Genomic DNA, 16,005 nt, shown 5'->3' on the forward strand with positions numbered 1-16,005 from the left:
GTACATGGGAGCTTTTGATGACTGTTCCTTTCTTTTCCATCTTTTTTCATGTTCTTTGTATACGGTATGTTTGGAAAAAATATAAAATTTCTGAAAAATAAGAAAATTCAGAAAATATAGATATAATTGATTTTAACCACAATCAGGAAAATTCAGAAATCTTTCATTACGATACAGTCACATTCTCTGGTTTTTTTCATCCCTGCTGGAAATGATGAACCGAAATGACTGTTTCCTGCATATCTCATCTTCAGAGCTTTTGGGTGTATTCTGCACTCTGCTAAAATTATCCCGTATGAGCACCAATAGTACCCGTCTGATTGGTTTATGAGTAAAACAATTATCACGGTTGTCGGAAAGGATACCGTCGGAATTATCGCAAAGGTATGTACGTATCTGGCAAATAATCAGGTAAATGTCGAGGATATCTCTCAGACAATCGTTCAGGGATACTTTAACATGATGATGATCGTGGATACAAGCAAATCTGCCAAACCCTTCTCTGAGATGGTGACAGAACTTGAAACCCTCGGTGATGAGATCGGAGTAAAGATCCGGTGCCAGCGTGAAGATATTTTTACCAGAATGCATCGTATTTAACAGGAAATCCTATGATAAATATCTTCGAGGTGAACGAGACAAACAGTATGATAGAGCAGGAGAAGCTTGATGTCCGGACCATTACGCTGGGGATCAGTCTTCTTGACTGCTGTGATGGTGATCTCGATGCTTTAAACCGGAACATATATGCAAAGATTACCCGTCTTGCCAGAAACCTGGTTTCAACCGGGAGAGAGATCGAGATCGAATACGGGATACCTATCGTCAACAAGCGAATATCAGTAACTCCTGTTGCCCTGATCGCCGGATCTGCCTGCTCTTCACTGGAAGATTTTGTCTCCATTGCACGAACTCTTGATAAAGCCGCAGCTGATACGGGGGTCAACTTCATCGGTGGTTATTCAGCAATCGTCTCAAAAGGAATGACACGGATCGATGAACTGTTGATCAGATCCATTCCTCGTGCCCTCTCATCTACCGAACGGGTCTGCAGTTCGGTGAATATTGGCTCGACAAAGACCGGGATCAACATGGATGCTGTCCGGCTCATGGGAGAGATGATCAAAGAGACTGCAGAGGCAACAAAGGAACAAAATTCCCTGGGATGTGCAAAACTTGTCGTCTTCTGCAATGCTCCTGATGACAATCCCTTCATGGCCGGGGCATTTCATGGCATATCAGAGGCTGATGCCGTTATTCATGTAGGAGTCAGTGGCCCGGGAGTTGTAAAACATGCCCTTGAGAGTGTCAGGGGAAAAGATTTCGAAGTTCTGTGTGAAACAGTAAAAAAGACAGCGTTTAAAGTCACCCGGGTCGGACAACTCGTTGCCCAGGTTGCATCTGAGCGTCTGGGTATCCCCTTTGGTATTGTTGATCTGTCACTAGCACCGACACCATCGGTGGGAGATAGTGTTGCTGAGATCTTAGAAGAGATGGGACTTGAATCGGTGGGTGCACCGGGAACGACTGCTGCACTGGCCCTGCTCAATGATCAGGTAAAGAAAGGGGGAGTGATGGCAAGTTCCTTTGTTGGAGGGCTCAGCGGTGCGTTTATTCCGGTCAGTGAGGACCAGGGCATGATCGATGCCGTCATTCGGGGCTCTCTCACGCTTGAAAAACTTGAGGCCATGACCTGTGTCTGTTCAGTCGGTCTGGACATGATCGCAATTCCCGGAAGCACTCCTGCATCTACCATATCTGGTATCATCGCAGATGAAGCGTCTATTGGTATGATTAATCAGAAAACGACTGCAGTGCGTCTCATCCCGGTTATCGGCAAAGATGTCGGTGACATGGTAGAATTTGGCGGACTCCTGGGTCATGCACCGGTCCAGCAGGTGAATAGATTTGACTGTAGCAGGTTTATCAACCGGGGTGGAAGGATTCCTGCACCGATTCATAGTTTTAAAAATTAAAAATATCATCTTTTGATAGCACTCCGCTGGGAATTGAATACATTTTATACCAAAAAATACACTCATTTTCTTATTTTTCAGATATAATCTAAAATTACATAACCGGATGAGATGCCAGATTCAAACCTTTGAACGGTATGATGATCCAAAGCCCGGTACCGGGGAACAGACAGGTGAGTTTTTCTAAGAAGGAGAGAGCACCTCTTCGGGCATAGAGGGCTGCAGTACGGTTTCTGCAGCCGGCGATTATGAGTTTGTACTGGAAAGCCGGGACTGATATGTCATTGATACAATTGCTTTCTTCAGAGTGCATGGACTTATCTACAGGAACACCAATATACTCAATACTTCGTTCATGATCACGATGACATGGAATTCATTACGATAGAAAGGATGTACAAATGGCACCATATCGTGTTCTTATCGTCGAAGATAACCGGATAGAAGCACTTGATCTGATTAAAATCATCGAAGCGCATGGGTATGATCTGGCCGGTGTGGCAAAGACCGGAGAAGAAGCCATCCGTATAAGCAGAGAGAAGCACCCTGATGCCATTATCATGGATATCCGGTTAGCAGGAGATATGGATGGAATTAGTGCCGCAGAAGAGATAAACCGGAATGATCACATCCCCATTATTTTTTTGACTGCATACTCAGATATCAAGACCATACGACGGGCAACCTCTACCAGACTCTCTGGATTTATCACCAAACCCTTTTCAGAAAATGATATTGTTCATGCTCTTGAGGTTGCTCTATACAAGCATGAGTCTGAAAAACTCGTTCATGAAAACCGTCAGTGGTTACATACCGTTCTTGAGTCAGTGGGAGAAGGGATTATTGTCGTACATACCTCCGGTGAGATCAGGCTGATGAATAAAGCCGCATATACCATTCTTGGGATTCAGGGTGACAGTATTGGACAAAATCTCTCTGATATCCTGGTCCTGTATCGGTCATCTGATAATCTCAAAGTCCGGATTCCGTTCCAGATTCAGAATAAGACACCCCTCTCAGAGATAGATTATCCCTTATATCTTATTCAGCCATCCGGTTTTCGGATATACATTGATGGAATGATCTCTCCACTCTTAGAGCAGGATTGTGGCTGCACAGGTGTTGTGATAAATTTGCGTGACATATCAGAGACGATCGTGATGAAACGGGTCGTTCACGATGCATACCGACAGATCGAGGAAAATCTTGAAAAATTTGCCTTGCTCAATGATCAGATTCGAAACCCTCTCTCGATCATTGTTGCCATCCTTGATATTAATGAATGCGAGCATTTAAAAGATATTATGCCATATATCCACGAAATTGACAGAATAATTGATCAACTGGATAACGGTTATATCGCATCATCAAAAATCAGGAATTTCTTAAAGAAGCATCATGAGATCGATTAGTTCTTCCTTGGGATCATTTGTCATCTCACTCCTGGTGTTCATAGTCCTGATATCTCTGACAGCCGGGTACAGTTATCTTCTCTTTCATGTCTCTGCTGAGGTATTCAGCATTATCATCGCCGGGATCATATTTGTCATCACCTGGAACAGCAGGGATAAACTGGAAAATGGTTTTCTTCTCTTTATCGGGATTGCATTCTTCTTTATCGGCTCGGTTGATCTCCTTCATACCCTTGCGTACAAGGGTATGAATATCTTCACCGGGTATGATGCAAACCTGCCGACCCAGCTCTGGATTGCATCCCGGTATCTGGAAGCGGTATCCCTGGTGACCGCTCTCCTTTTTATAAACCGGCGGCTACGAGTTGGACTGATCTTCTGGGGGTATCTTGTTGTCACGGCACTTCTTGTCTTTGTGATATTCGCCAGATATTTTCCCGATTGCTATATTGAAGGTTCAGGACTTACTCCTTTTAAAATCATCAGTGAATATGTCATCTGCCTGATACTGGCCGGTGCAATGATTCTTCTCTCTAAAAATAAGACGCATTTCACATCTGATATCCTTTATCTTCTCTATGGAGCACTGATTGCTACTATCTTTTCAGAACTGGCCTTTACGTCATATGTCAGTGTCTATGGCCCTTCCAATTTCCTAGGACATATCCTGAAGATAATCGCGTTTGCATGTATGTATCAGGCCATAGTAGTGAGCGGGTTTCAGCGGCCGTTTGAGGTACTCTATCGGGAAGTATCGCAGAATGAAAAGAAATACCGGACATTGTTTGATACCATGGATGAAGGTATGGCCATATTTGATCTCATTGATGATGAAGACACAAGACCTGACTACCGGTTTGTTGATGTAAATAATCGGTATGCATCAATGATGGGGAGGACCCCCCGGGATCTTATCGGGAGGACCGGAAGTGAAATATATGGTGCGTACCCGCCACCACATCTGAAACAGTACTTTTCGGTTGCAAAAACCCATGAGCCAATGAGGTTTTTCGCGTATTTTAAACCAGATATGAAGCATTATACAGTATCGGTGTTTTTCATCGATACTTCACGGATTGCGACGCTTATCGCAGATATTACTCCTCTGAAGATATCTGAAAGGGCTCTCGTACGGGCGAATAAAAAGTTGTCCCTCCTAACACAGATCACCAGACATGATATCAATAATGATCTCTCCCTGGCCTATGCCTCTCTTGACCTCCTGAAAGAAAAAAAACCGGATGATAATGAGATTGCTGAGTATCTGGGATATCTTCGGGAGTCAATTGATGCCATCAATTCAAAGATTACATTTACCCGTAATTATGAACAGATGGGGACACAAAAACCCCGCTGGCAATGCATTTCCGCAATCATCAACGAAATATGCAATTCAAACATCCGGTTTTCATCACTCAAAATTCAGAATTCACTGGATTCACTGGAGATATTTGCTGATCTGATGCTTCCAAAGGTCTTTTCAAATCTCATTGATAACTCCGCCCGGCATGGAAAGACCGTCACCACTATCAGTCTCTCGTTCACGGTTCATGAAAACGGGTGCAGGATTCTCTATGAAGATGACGGGGTTGGAATCAGCCAGCACGTGCGTTCGCATTTGTTTGAGCCAGGCTATAGTATGACTCATGGATTTGGCCTCTTTTTGATCAAGGAGATCCTGCTCCTTACCGGGATTGAAATCACGGAAGAGGGCGAAGAAGGGAAAGGTGTCCGGTTTGTTCTGCATGTACCGCCGGGAGGATACCAGTTTGGCTGCAAGGAAAAGAAGCCGGCATCAGGTTCAGATGAATTTACCTGAAGTCCCGTACCGGTTTTACCCAAATACTGATAACTATTGGTCTGAAGTCATCTCTTCTTTCAGCATGGCATCGGTGATGGCAATAAATGCAGGGATATGTACAATAAGCCACTCAAAGAAGGGGTATACCTCTTCATACACCGTTTTGGGGAGTTCCCTTTTTAGTATTTGAACTGTTGTGTCAAGATTGGCAGGCCAGTATTCAATAAAAAACCCATGCGATCGGTATGCCCGAAAAGCCCAGAGAGATGTCTGTACAAGAACGATCGGATCATAACTGTGAAAGATCGCTCCCATAAATCTCAAATAGTTACGTGAATTATTCTGCATCATATCAGTATTATTCAGTCCGATGAGGCGGTCGATGTCTGGTCTTGCCAGCATGATCCGATTGAGCTCCTCGGCAATGGTATCAATCTTTTCATAAAATATCTTCGTAGATGCTTCAGATGGTTGTTTTAATTCCTCTGCCGATTTAATAAGTTTTTCTTCATTCACATGCAGTCCCTCCCTCTGCCGTTTTATTCATCATCTGCATGGAAGCATTTATACCTTCCCGGTTTGCATTCGTCTCTCTGATTCGCCTGTATTTTTGCAGACAGATGATTCAGGAAGGATAAAACCGAATGTGGAGCCGACATCTGGTGAACTGTGTACAACCATGAACCCTCCATGTGCCTCCACAATCATCCGGGATATCACCAGTCCAAGGCCGATGCTGCGCTCACCGTTCTTCTTCCGTCTCGATGTTCCGGAAAATTCTGAGAATACCATCTTCATCTTCTCCTGGGAAATCCCGGTTCCATGATCAATGACCAGAATTTCAATCCCTCTCTCTGTTTTGTGTGCATCAATCTCTATCTCCCCCTGATCAGGAGAATATTCTATAGCATTATGCACAAGATTTACAAGAACCTGTCCTATCTTCCCGGCATCAACATAGAGGAAGGGAATATTCCCATCAGTCTTCCAGGTAATCCGGATCTTCCTACGATCAGCAAAAAGTCTGGTCTTTCGAAGAAGTTCTTGTATTAACTGCTCATAGGATACCGGTTCACGGTTCAGGATGAGATGTCCTGATTCGATAATACTGATATCCAGAAAATCAGAGATAACCTGTCTCATATCCCTGGCAGATGTAAGAATATTCTCTAAATATTGACGATGTTCTTCTGAGAGGCTTTCCTGGAGATCTTCAATCAGAAATTCTGTGTAGTTCAGGATTATACTCACCGGACTTCGAAGGTCATGAGCAGCCATGCCCAGAAACTGATTTTTCATGGCATTCAGACCGACCAGCTCCCGGTTTCTTACTTGTAACTCTCTGGTAAGAATACCCATCTCACGGTTCAGGGTAATCACTTCCTTAGATAATTTCTGAAGTTCTTCGCTGTCAGTATGGCCAAACAGCAGATATCCTGAATCTGAACGGTAGACCACAATAGAGAATGTGCGGGGGAGATCATCAGGAGTCTGGATATTCATAATCGGATAGATGGTGCCGTCTGCCCAGTCGGATAATAATGAATCATTCCAGGAACCGATGAGCAGAATATCCTTTAGATGAACTCCGGCGGGATCCTGATGCAGGAGATCCTGGGCATATGTATTTGCAGCGTGGATGATACCCGCCTGATCGAGAATCAGAAAAAAAACCTGGGATTTTTCAAGGATGTATTCGCATATCTTTCCTGCAATAAAAGGATCACTGGTATACTTCCCGATACTCCCGTTCATATGTCTCAATCCATGATTCTAATTCATCAAGATCCCTGATATATTTGATCGGCTGGTATCGTTCCAAAAGCCCCTCCCCTCCCCATCTGAATGCCTGCCCCCCGGCAAGTATCTGGATGGAAGGGAACTGGGTGCGTATTATGGTTAATGCAGAGAGGAGATGAGGTATATTGAAATACACACTCACCGACAGGGCGATGAGATCTGGTTTTTTCCTCTGCATCATGGATATGAGATCCCTGACCGGGGTATTTGCCCCAAGAAAGTGCGAATTCCACCCCTGGAATTCAAACATATCAGATACCATCCGCCCCCCGATCTGATGAAACTCATCCGCGATACAGGCGACAATGACCGTATGGGTTTTGTGGGGGATGGAGAACATTTCTGTCTCCAGGATACTCAGCAGCCGTTCGGTAATCGCTGAGGCCAGGTGTTCTACTGCAACCGAGATCCGGTGATGCTCCCAGAGATCGCCCACATCATACAAAGAACGCTGAATAAGATGAAGATAAATCTCTTTGATATCGGTCCCTGACGTCCTGAGATCCTGAACAATGTCAGTACATGTGATCCGATCACCGGCTATAAGAGCCGTGAGATATGCCTGATAGATATTAGGTGGGATATGCGTATCCATAGATCAGGTACCCTTTCGGTGAAGATGTGGGAGAGTTCACCTGTGATATTGGGATCGGTTTACTATGAATATATTCATTGTATCTGCATGACTTTAAAGTCAGAACGATGAATACACACAGGAAAATCATGATATATATGGTTTAATTCAGGATAATTTCTTCTCTACATGATTTGTCAGGCATAGATTTATCGCATTTGAATTTATCATATATCATACAGGTATATGCAGATACTGCTCATAGACGATAATGAAAAGCTGTGTCTCCTCTATCAGAATCTTCTGAGCCGTGGTGGTCATGAAACCCGAATAGAAACGAAAGGAGAGCATGCTCTCGAAGCAATCCGGACGGCACGGCCGGACCTTATTCTCCTTGACATCATGATGGAACCGGTATCAGGATGGGAAGTTCTTGAGCAGATTCGCAGTAATCCCGATGTGGCTGATATTCCTGTGATTATTCTGACCGGAAAAGTCCTGACTGCACTGGAGGCAGTGAAGTATGGTCTGAAGATCGAAGGATTTGTGATGAAACCGCTTGAGAGGACCATGCTTCTCAAAGTCATTGATGATATCAGTGATGTCCTCTCTGAGAGTATGGATCGATACACCCGTGCCATTTCGGCCGGTATGCCTCCGGAGCGGGCGGCAGAGTGCCGTGATGCAGTTAAAAAAAGCAACATTCTTCAGTTTCTCCGTGAAAACCTCGCAAAACAGGAGGAATTACTCAGAGAAGAGGCTGAAAATAACGAGGAGATTCTTCACAGCCTTGATGAAATGAGGGAAATGATTGCTGCAGAATATCAAAAAATTCATAAAATAATGGAAAAATGCCCTTGATTAACCGGATTTTTCTGGCCCCCGGTTCATCTGATCCTTCAGTTCTGCATACTGTATCCATGCCGTATCAAACCGTGCCATCAGATCGCTGACCCGATCGGTCATCTCTCGTGCATATCCACTCTCAAGCGGCTGCCCCAGTGATATTTTCAGCAGCAGATCATGAATCGGTGCTCTGAGCTCAGCTGACAGTGCCCTGATCCCCTCCAGTGTTGCATACAGATCAGCATACTCTTTTTTTGTTTTTTCTGCTTCATACACAGCATGACGCTCCGCAGTCACGTCAGCCATGATTGTTGCGATGTGCGTTGGAACTCCTTCCTTTTTCAGGGGAATTCGTGTAAACTCAATAAATTTTACCGTCTCACCAAAGGTGTATTTCCGTATCCGTCGCTCCACATCTCCTGACCGGAATAATTCCTGAAGATCCTGCATATCACCAAAGAAGGAAAACTTTGGTGTCTCATAGAGCGGTCTTTTCAGCATATACTGGCTTATCCCGGCTTTTCTGGCAAGTTCTGCAAATAATGGGTTATAACCGGCCAGCATGAGACTTTTATCTATAACAAATGCCGGCAGACGCAGTGCCGTGGTTACTGCCATCAGGTGGCGGATCATTTCAGGACCGATATGTGATGATGTGGCTGCTGCTATCTCTGCATTCTCGATAAGGATGAGATATTCTGGTGGCTGCTCCCCTTCATGAAAGACAAATCCGCCGGATAATGTTACTGGGACCCAGGATCCGTCCTTACGTTTCAGAGATATCTGATCAGGAAGCATCATCTCCACCCTCTCTCCTGTAAGACCAGACTCCTCCTCTCCCCTCTGCATCCCGAAAATTGCATGTACCGGCCGGCCAATAAGTTCCGTTCTCATAAAACCTGCCAGATCTGCTGCCATCGTGTTCATCTCTCTGATTGCTCCGGTAGTAGAGAGCACGACGACCGGAAGCTGGATTGCTTCTATCTTCTTTCCAAGTTCTGACAATGCCTCCGGATGAACTTCTTCCCGTACTTTCTGTTTTATCCGGTGCTTATGAAGGCTCATCTCGATGTTTGTCATCAATTCGCGTTCCTTAAAGGGCTTAAGCAGATAACCTGATGGAGATACTGCGATTGCACGTTCAAGGGTTGCCTTGTCAGAATGAGCGGTCAGGAATATAATCGGGATATCATACAATTCCATAATTCGCTTTGCAGCAGTAATTCCATCCATCTCACCTTTCAGTCTGATATCCATCAGTATCAGATCCGGCTTTGTCTCGCCTGCCTTCTGAATTGCGGACTCTCCGGTTATTGCCTGACCGACGACATCATATCCCATTGTCCGGAGTTTCTGCTTGATCTCCATGGATATGAGCATCTCGTCTTCAACGATCAGGATCTTACTCCCCTGTGGCATGCTCCTCACCTCCGACTATAAATCCTTCCTTGATAGGAATTTTCATCCGTACTACTGCTCCGTTATCCGTGGAAAATGATATCTCTCCGCTTAACTGGAAGATAAGATTGGAGATTATTTGCATCCCAAGAGTCTCGCTGGTCTCCATGTCAAATCCGGGGGGAAGTCCTCTCCCGCTGTCGCGATACGCTATCTCCAGATAGTCCTGCTGGGGGACGATGGAAATCCCGATGGTTCCTTCCTGGCCTGGATAAAGTCCATGCTTGAATGAGTTTGTAATCAGTTCGTTCATGATAAGACCCAGGGGAATACCGACATCGATAGTCATCTCAAGAGACGGATCACAGATGAGACGAAGGGTGATGAGTGATTCATCACTCGAGAAATCAGCAATAAGGGTCTGGGCAAGTGAGTTAATGTACTCAAGCAGGTTGATACTGACCAGATTATCGGTCCGGTATAACTTCTCATGCACCATAGCCATAGAGAGGATCCGGTTCTTACTCTCCTGCAGTACCTCAGCGACAACCGGGTTATCGATCATACCGCTCTGAATCCGAAGCATGCTGACGATAATCTGCATATTATTCTTCACCCGGTGATGGACCTCACGAAGGAGGATCTCCTTCTCTTTGAGTGAAAGTCTGATCTCATCTTCAACCTGCTTTCGGACAGTAATATCCATAATACTCCCGATGACGGCAGGTTTGCCTTTGTAGAGGATACCACTGATTAGATTTTCAATTCTGATCAGCCTTCCGTCAGCAGTAATGCCCCTGAATTCATAATCATCGGTCTCATCAGGATTCTGTATGATACGTTGATGGTGCGAAAGGACCATATCTACATCTTCCGGATGGATATACCGATGAATGGGTGAGTTTTCAAGATCCTCACGCCTGCATCTAAGAATCTCAGATAACCGGGGGTTGGTGTAGATGAAGCGATTATCCTGGACAAGATACACCCCAACCAGGGATCGTTCCACTGGTTTGTGAAAAAGCTCTTCGGTCTGGTACCGGCTGATAACCGATCCTATCACCTCAGAGGCCATAAGGAGTGCTTCAATCTCGGCTATCGGGCTTATATGTTCAGTTTTCCAGGTGACAAACGCAAGGGTTCCCCAGAGAGTATCAGAAGATATCACCGGGAGGAGGAGGAGATATGAAGGAATTTTTTCCTTATCTGAAATGGATACGTCATCCTGTATGGCCTTTCGATCACCTAAGAAAAACCTGTTCTTTTCAAGATATTTGAATAACGGCGTAATTATTGCATTCATCAATTCGGACGCTGATGTGCACGGTTCCCTCATATCCAAGGCCCTCCACTCACAAAAATACTCCTCAAAACCGGGCCTCCCGTACAGATTCATTCCAAGAAGAAGCACCTGTTCAACTCCTGCCGCCTGTCCAAGCAGTTCCAGGCACTCAGGAATGTTCGGCTCCCATTCATTGTTTCTGACAAGCGTTTGTGCAACCGTACTGACAGCACTGAGAATCCTGTCCCTTCGCTCAAGTTCCTGCCTGGTTTGCATAAGATCCGTAACATCAACAGAGGTCCCGACAAGACCAGTGACAGCCCCCACGAGATCATGAACCGGAATCTTTGAGGATACAAACCACTGCGTCTTTCCATTCCTGCACAATTCCCACTCAATATTGTACAGGGGAATATTCTGAGACAGCACCATCCGATCGGTCTTTTCCCTCATCTCTGCAATATCCTGAGGAAAGAAATCTGCATCGGATTTTCCGGGCAGGAAGGTTTTATCGCACTCAAGAAATGAGAGGAATGCCTCATTTCCCATCTGATACCGGAGGTTTGCATCCTTCATATAGATGTGTGCGGCTGAGGAGGCGAAAATTGCAGATATCCGCTCATAGGATTCATGCAAATTTCGTTCTGCCTCAAGTCGTTCACGAATCTCCCGCGATATGCAGAAAAGCACATGACGCTCTCCCCATGTCCCGATACTCCCTCTTGTCTCAACGGGAACTTCCCTGCCCTGCCGGTCAAGAAGCGGGTACGTGTTCTGGACTGTCCCTCCTTTACCGGTCAGGTCCATAAACTGGAATATGATATCATCCCGGTTCTTTGGCGGGTATAAGGCCTGAATTGGCATCCCGATAAGCTCCTGTTCAGTATAGCCCAGAACCCGGGTGACTGCCGGATTTACATTGAGTATTGTCCCGTCCATATCGATAACAATGACCAGTTCCTGCATCACTTTATAGAGTTCAGAGAGCTCATTCTCCCGCTGTCGAACCAGTTCTTCTGAACGGATCCTGACCAGGGTATTTCCAAGCTGAGCAGTAATCAGCTCCATAGTACCAGAAAATTCAGGAGAGATCGGTTTTGGATGATCAAGAATAAAGGACAAAACCCCGATGACATCTGTTCCGGTCATAATCGGAATCTGACCCCCGGTTATACGCATATCCTGCTCAGATGAACCGGGAACCGGGAAATACCTGGCTTTTTTTGTATAGATGATCTGATACAGATCACCAAAGGTAAACCGTTTGATAAGATCATGAGGCAGGTTATGTGCGATTGCAAGTTCTATTTTATTCGTTTTTTTATTGATGAGATGTATTGCACCGGTTGTACAACCGGCAAGAAAACGGATTGATATGAGTGTTGCATCCAGGGCCTGGTTGCTGGTCGAACTTTCAGAGAGTCTGGCCATGACATCCCGCTGTGTCCGCATGAGCATCTCTCTGGTCCTGCTCCCTTCTTCCGACTCTTTTCGTGCGCGATATGTTTCAACTGAATTTATGATTTTCTGGGCTATTTCAGGAAATAATCTGGAAGGCTCCTCACTTTTAAACTGTATGAAATCAGCACCGGCATTGGTTGCGTTCAGGATAACTTCCTTATCATCAACAGCAGTCAATAGAACAAACGGAATATCAGGAACAAGAGATTTGACCTTTTTGATAAAGGTTATCCCGTCCATCTCCTCCATACGATAGTCGGTAATAACCGCATCAGCTTCACCGGCAACGATCCTGTCAATAGCATCTTCCGGTGATGTATACACAGTAATATCAAAATCGCCGAAATCTTCCATGTAGATGCTAAGCATCTCACCAAATGCCGGCTCATCATCAACCGCAATGATCCTGATCATTGGACCTTCCTGATGAAGAGTGATTTTTCTGGAACGTAAAAAAGATATTGATGTCCGTGCTTACGATTTTTGTTTTCCGTTCAGGTATTTTAAAAGCCACGGAATGCCGTCAGCAGATGGATGAACCTCGATGAAGCGCTCAAACTCTTCAATTCCGATAGTACTGTTCATCATCCATCCAAGGTATGCCATTGCAACTGAAGCTGCGGGCGATGCTTCAGCAAGACCGGTCAGATGGCCGTTTTGATCAATCTCAACGGTTGCAGAACCGGTATGGTGATTGCTGACTTCCCAGAATGTTCCAGGACCTGCCGGGCCCGGGATTGAGAGTCCTTTTCTACTGTTTCCTGGTCTTCTGCAGTAGGCAAGATCATGATGCAATTTGATCGCCTGGGGGATCGCGATCGGATCAGGTTCGCATCGATTTCCAAGGATCGCATCTGCCGCCTTTCTTCCCTGATGTCTGGCAACCGGTGTCAGGTATCCGGTTCCGGTCACATCACCGGCAGCATATATGCCTGGTGCTGAGGTTTCCATCCGGTCATTAACGAGAAGGGCACCGTCCGGACCACATGCAATACCGGAAATAAATCCGGTATTTGGGATCATACCGGTGGCAAGCAGCACAGCATCCGCAGCAATCTCAGTCACGTTGTCATCATCCCGTATCAGAACACCGGCTACGCTGCTTTGGCCGGTAATTCCTGCGACTGTCACATGCTCTTTTATCATTACCTGGCTCAGATCCTTACGTGCCTCTTGTATGAGTTGCTCTGGAAATGTCCGCAACAGGGAGCTTCTGGCAAGGATGGTCACGTCTGATCCAAAGGAGCGAAAGATATAGGCAAATTCAGCAGCAATAACGCCGCTGCCGATAATAACCATTTTTTTTGGGAGATCCGGCATAGAGAGGATGGTATGGGCAGTATAGACACCCGGAAGACAGCAGCCGGAAATCTCCGGGATCTTTGGGTGAGCTCCTGATGCAACAATGACGGCTTCAAAGGGTGTCTCAACCCCGTCGATAAGGAGTGTGGATCCCTGTATCTCTGCTGATCCATGGATGACTTCAACACCCGCCTGTCTTGTCTCCTCTTCTAAAATACCCGCTATCACCCTGATGATCTCATGCATCTTCTGAATCAGGACCGGATATGAAAAGCCTGCCAGCGTGCCGATGAATCCATGCTGCTGGAAGACCTGTGCCTGGCTGATGAACCGGGCCACATCATTGAGTGCACATATCGTCATACACCCCTGATGCAGACATTGCCCCCCAAGCCCCGCTGATCGTTTCTCTACCAGTCGAACCTTCTTTCCTGCTTTGGAAAGTCGCATGGCCGCATACCGCCCGGCCGGTCCGCCACCTATCACGACGATCATAAAAGAGTATCGGTCACTGGTGATGATAAGGAAATTGAATTGCTTCTAAAAAAAGATGATGTGCTTATGAGTATCCGGCATCCGCACAGAATTCCGGATCAGAATCTGACTGCTCTATTTGCCTCTTTTCCAGCACAACATCGAGCACTCCGTTACAGAACGTCCAGGAAGATTGCTCCGGAATGATGGAAAACTGAAGATCAATGCTCCCGGAGAGACCCTGTGTGCTGATATGGCATGTGCGCTCAGCAAACTCCACCAGCGGTTCAGCGGCGAGGTGGGGAGGAAGCTGAATCGTCAGATAGGCAGTACTTCCTGCATCAACCATCTCATAGGTAAGACCGGTTTTTTGTTCCTGCCGGTGACCTGCACTTCCCGCATCACGGGAAGACAGCCCTCCGGTTATGATTGCACATCCGATGATACCTGGCTTTGCCGGCACTCCGTCCTGCATCTTTCGCATATTCTGTTCTAATGATGTGATCTGCTCAAGCAGTTTTACCAGGTTTTTGAGCAGGTCATCGTAGGGATTATTCGGCATAAATACCACGGATTTCTAATCCTGTTCCTTTTCTGCATACAATACCTTCCTCCATCAACTGGCGGATGGTATTGTCAACCGTCTCTAAAGGAAGGTCTGTCAGATCCTGTATCTCATCAGCGTTCTTTGCTCCATGTGCGAGAGCCACTGATACCAGCATGCTCTCCTCTCCACTCCCGGCCAGTTTGCCTTCATGAAGAACCTCACTTATCTGGTGATCAATCTCCCGCTCCATCTCCTCCAGTTTCCGGGCGAGTTTATCACGTTCCAGAATCATCTGTCTGAGCTTTTGCAGGGAGATGAGGAGACGCTGTTCACCGGACAGTACAACCGGTACCAGATCATGGCTCTGGGCATCCAGATGTACCTGGATACTGATGTCATGCTCAAGGTAGTAATACTTTCTTCTCCGGTTATCATTCCGATATCCCAGTATCCGTGCATCCTCGAGCATCTGGAGATGATCAATAACGGCCTTGGGCGATATCATAAGCCGTTCTGATATCTCAGTGACAAAACAGGGCTTCTCCCTCAAAAGCTCGATGATCCTCCTGCGGTTCCGGTTCCCAAGGATATCCAGCAGCCGGGCAAGCTCTGCCTGTTCCAACATCACTAACTCTATGTTAGTGAAAAATAGTATATATTATATTCTATAGTTTGGCGCTTCATCCGTGATGGTAATATTGTGTGGATGGCTTTCATGATACCCTGCCTGGGTGATCCTGATAAATCTCGTTTTCTCATGCATCTCCCGGATGTTATGTGCCCCGGTGTATCCCATTGCTGATTTCAGTCCGCCGATCATCTGGTAGATAACATCTGCAACAGGTCCGACATACGGCGTGACGCCCTCGACCCCTTCAGGAACAAACTTTGTCTTTCCGATCTCTTTCTTCTGGAAATACCTATCTGATGATACTCCGGTACTCATAACTCCAAGAGATCCCATACCGCGGTACTGCTTATATTTCCTGCTCTGAATCGTAACAATCTGACCGGGAGATTCATCAGTTCCGGCAAAGAGATTGCCCATCATGACTGAGTCAGCACCGGCAGCGATGGCCTTTGCCACATCACCGGAGAACCGTATACCGCCATCTGCAATGATCGGTACATC

15 protein-coding genes are annotated in these 16,005 nt (G+C 46.0%); 5 read left to right on the forward strand and 10 right to left on the reverse strand.

Annotation, left to right across the window (positions count from 1 at the left end; translation table 11 throughout):
• Positions 1–327 precede the first annotated feature (327 nt).
• Together PLA23_RS03400 and PLA23_RS03405 are read left to right on the forward strand one after the other, a co-directional pair.
• The gene (locus tag PLA23_RS03400) at positions 328–600 is read left to right on the forward strand and encodes an ACT domain-containing protein (RefSeq protein ID WP_324329529.1); all 273 of its coding nucleotides are present in this window, start codon (positions 328–330) and stop codon (positions 598–600) included.
• An 11-nt stretch (positions 601–611) separates the two neighbouring features.
• The gene (locus tag PLA23_RS03405; RefSeq protein WP_324474037.1) at positions 612–1,976 is read left to right on the forward strand and encodes a PFL family protein; all 1,365 of its coding nucleotides are present in this window, start codon (positions 612–614) and stop codon (positions 1,974–1,976) included.
• Between the two features lie 94 nt (positions 1,977–2,070).
• Here the strand turns inward: PLA23_RS03405 and PLA23_RS03410 are convergent, their stop codons facing one another.
• A complete protein-coding gene (locus tag PLA23_RS03410; protein WP_324329525.1) occupies positions 2,071–2,289 on the reverse strand; it encodes a hypothetical protein in 219 nt (72 codons plus the stop codon).
• An 88-nt stretch (positions 2,290–2,377) separates the two neighbouring features.
• On the opposite strand from PLA23_RS03410, the gene PLA23_RS03415 reads away from it, so the two are divergent.
• Positions 2,378–3,388 carry an ATP-binding response regulator gene (locus tag PLA23_RS03415; protein WP_324329523.1) on the forward strand — a complete coding sequence of 337 codons (1,011 nt, stop codon included), beginning with the start codon at positions 2,378–2,380 and terminating at the stop codon, positions 3,386–3,388.
• A complete protein-coding gene (locus tag PLA23_RS03420; protein ID WP_324474039.1) occupies positions 3,375–5,207 on the forward strand; it encodes an MASE3 domain-containing protein in 1,833 nt (610 codons plus the stop codon). The genes PLA23_RS03415 and PLA23_RS03420 overlap by 14 nt, the downstream gene beginning before the upstream one ends.
• Positions 5,208–5,240: 33 nt before the next feature.
• Here the strand turns inward: PLA23_RS03420 and PLA23_RS03425 are convergent, their stop codons facing one another.
• From PLA23_RS03425 to PLA23_RS03435, 3 genes are read right to left on the reverse strand one after another with little or no spacing between them, the layout of a single operon-like run.
• Positions 5,241–5,705 (reverse strand): hypothetical protein, encoded by a 465-nt coding sequence (locus PLA23_RS03425; protein ID WP_324329518.1) that lies wholly within the window; start codon positions 5,703–5,705, stop codon positions 5,241–5,243.
• Between the two features lie 48 nt (positions 5,706–5,753).
• Positions 5,754–6,944, reverse strand: a complete 1,191-nt coding sequence (locus PLA23_RS03430; RefSeq protein WP_324329517.1) for a sensor histidine kinase — start codon at positions 6,942–6,944, stop codon at positions 5,754–5,756.
• On the reverse strand, positions 6,913–7,584 hold the full coding sequence (locus tag PLA23_RS03435) for a cobalamin B12-binding domain-containing protein (protein WP_324329515.1): 672 nt from the start codon (positions 7,582–7,584) through the stop codon (positions 6,913–6,915). Before PLA23_RS03435 ends, PLA23_RS03430 begins: the two co-directional genes overlap by 32 nt.
• A gap of 225 nt (positions 7,585–7,809) precedes the next feature.
• On the opposite strand from PLA23_RS03435, the gene PLA23_RS03440 reads away from it, so the two are divergent.
• Positions 7,810–8,424, forward strand: a complete 615-nt coding sequence (locus tag PLA23_RS03440; RefSeq protein WP_324474040.1) for a response regulator — start codon at positions 7,810–7,812, stop codon at positions 8,422–8,424.
• Here PLA23_RS03440 and PLA23_RS03445 read toward each other — a convergent pair whose 3' ends face one another.
• The 6 genes from PLA23_RS03445 to PLA23_RS03470 form a co-directional block, all read right to left on the reverse strand.
• Positions 8,425–9,828 (reverse strand): response regulator, encoded by a 1,404-nt coding sequence (locus tag PLA23_RS03445; RefSeq protein WP_324329512.1) that lies wholly within the window; start codon positions 9,826–9,828, stop codon positions 8,425–8,427. It lies immediately after the preceding gene.
• A complete protein-coding gene (locus PLA23_RS03450; protein WP_324474042.1) occupies positions 9,812–12,964 on the reverse strand; it encodes a PAS domain S-box protein in 3,153 nt (1,050 codons plus the stop codon). The genes PLA23_RS03445 and PLA23_RS03450 overlap by 17 nt, the downstream gene beginning before the upstream one ends.
• 60 nt (positions 12,965–13,024) lie before the next feature.
• A complete protein-coding gene (locus PLA23_RS03455) occupies positions 13,025–14,347 on the reverse strand; it encodes an FAD-dependent oxidoreductase (RefSeq protein ID WP_324330270.1) in 1,323 nt (440 codons plus the stop codon).
• A 64-nt stretch (positions 14,348–14,411) separates the two neighbouring features.
• A complete protein-coding gene (locus PLA23_RS03460; protein WP_324474044.1) occupies positions 14,412–14,897 on the reverse strand; it encodes a CS domain-containing protein in 486 nt (161 codons plus the stop codon).
• Entirely contained in the window at positions 14,878–15,498 is a 621-nt protein-coding gene (locus tag PLA23_RS03465; RefSeq protein WP_324330274.1) for an ArsR/SmtB family transcription factor, read from the reverse strand. The genes PLA23_RS03460 and PLA23_RS03465 overlap by 20 nt, the downstream gene beginning before the upstream one ends.
• A gap of 33 nt (positions 15,499–15,531) precedes the next feature.
• Positions 15,532–16,005: IMP dehydrogenase (locus PLA23_RS03470; protein ID WP_324474046.1), on the reverse strand; the 474-nt coding region annotated here is incomplete at its 5' end.

Source organism: Methanospirillum sp. (assembly GCF_035406105.1).
GTDB lineage: Archaea > Halobacteriota > Methanomicrobia > Methanomicrobiales > Methanospirillaceae > Methanospirillum.

Excerpts from the sequence above, each read along its gene's own strand:
- PLA23_RS03435 (WP_324329515.1), bottom strand. The coding sequence starts at position 7,584 with ATGGATACGCATATCCCACCTAATATCTATCAGGCATATCTCACGGCT.
- PLA23_RS03445 (WP_324329512.1), bottom strand. The coding sequence starts at position 9,828 with ATGCCACAGGGGAGTAAGATCCTGATCGTTGAAGACGAGATGCTCATA.
- PLA23_RS03410 (WP_324329525.1), bottom strand. The coding sequence starts at position 2,289 with ATGCACTCTGAAGAAAGCAATTGTATCAATGACATATCAGTCCCGGCT.
- PLA23_RS03440 (WP_324474040.1), top strand. The coding sequence starts at position 7,810 with ATGCAGATACTGCTCATAGACGATAATGAAAAGCTGTGTCTCCTCTAT.
- PLA23_RS03400 (WP_324329529.1), top strand. The coding sequence starts at position 328 with ATGAGTAAAACAATTATCACGGTTGTCGGAAAGGATACCGTCGGAATT.
- PLA23_RS03465 (WP_324330274.1), bottom strand. The coding sequence starts at position 15,498 with ATGTTGGAACAGGCAGAGCTTGCCCGGCTGCTGGATATCCTTGGGAAC.
- PLA23_RS03405 (WP_324474037.1), top strand. The coding sequence starts at position 612 with ATGATAAATATCTTCGAGGTGAACGAGACAAACAGTATGATAGAGCAG.
- PLA23_RS03415 (WP_324329523.1), top strand. The coding sequence starts at position 2,378 with ATGGCACCATATCGTGTTCTTATCGTCGAAGATAACCGGATAGAAGCA.
- PLA23_RS03450 (WP_324474042.1), bottom strand. The coding sequence starts at position 12,964 with ATGATCAGGATCATTGCGGTTGATGATGAGCCGGCATTTGGTGAGATG.
- PLA23_RS03455 (WP_324330270.1), bottom strand. The coding sequence starts at position 14,347 with ATGATCGTCGTGATAGGTGGCGGACCGGCCGGGCGGTATGCGGCCATG.
- PLA23_RS03430 (WP_324329517.1), bottom strand. The coding sequence starts at position 6,944 with ATGAACGGGAGTATCGGGAAGTATACCAGTGATCCTTTTATTGCAGGA.
- PLA23_RS03420 (WP_324474039.1), top strand. The coding sequence starts at position 3,375 with ATGAGATCGATTAGTTCTTCCTTGGGATCATTTGTCATCTCACTCCTG.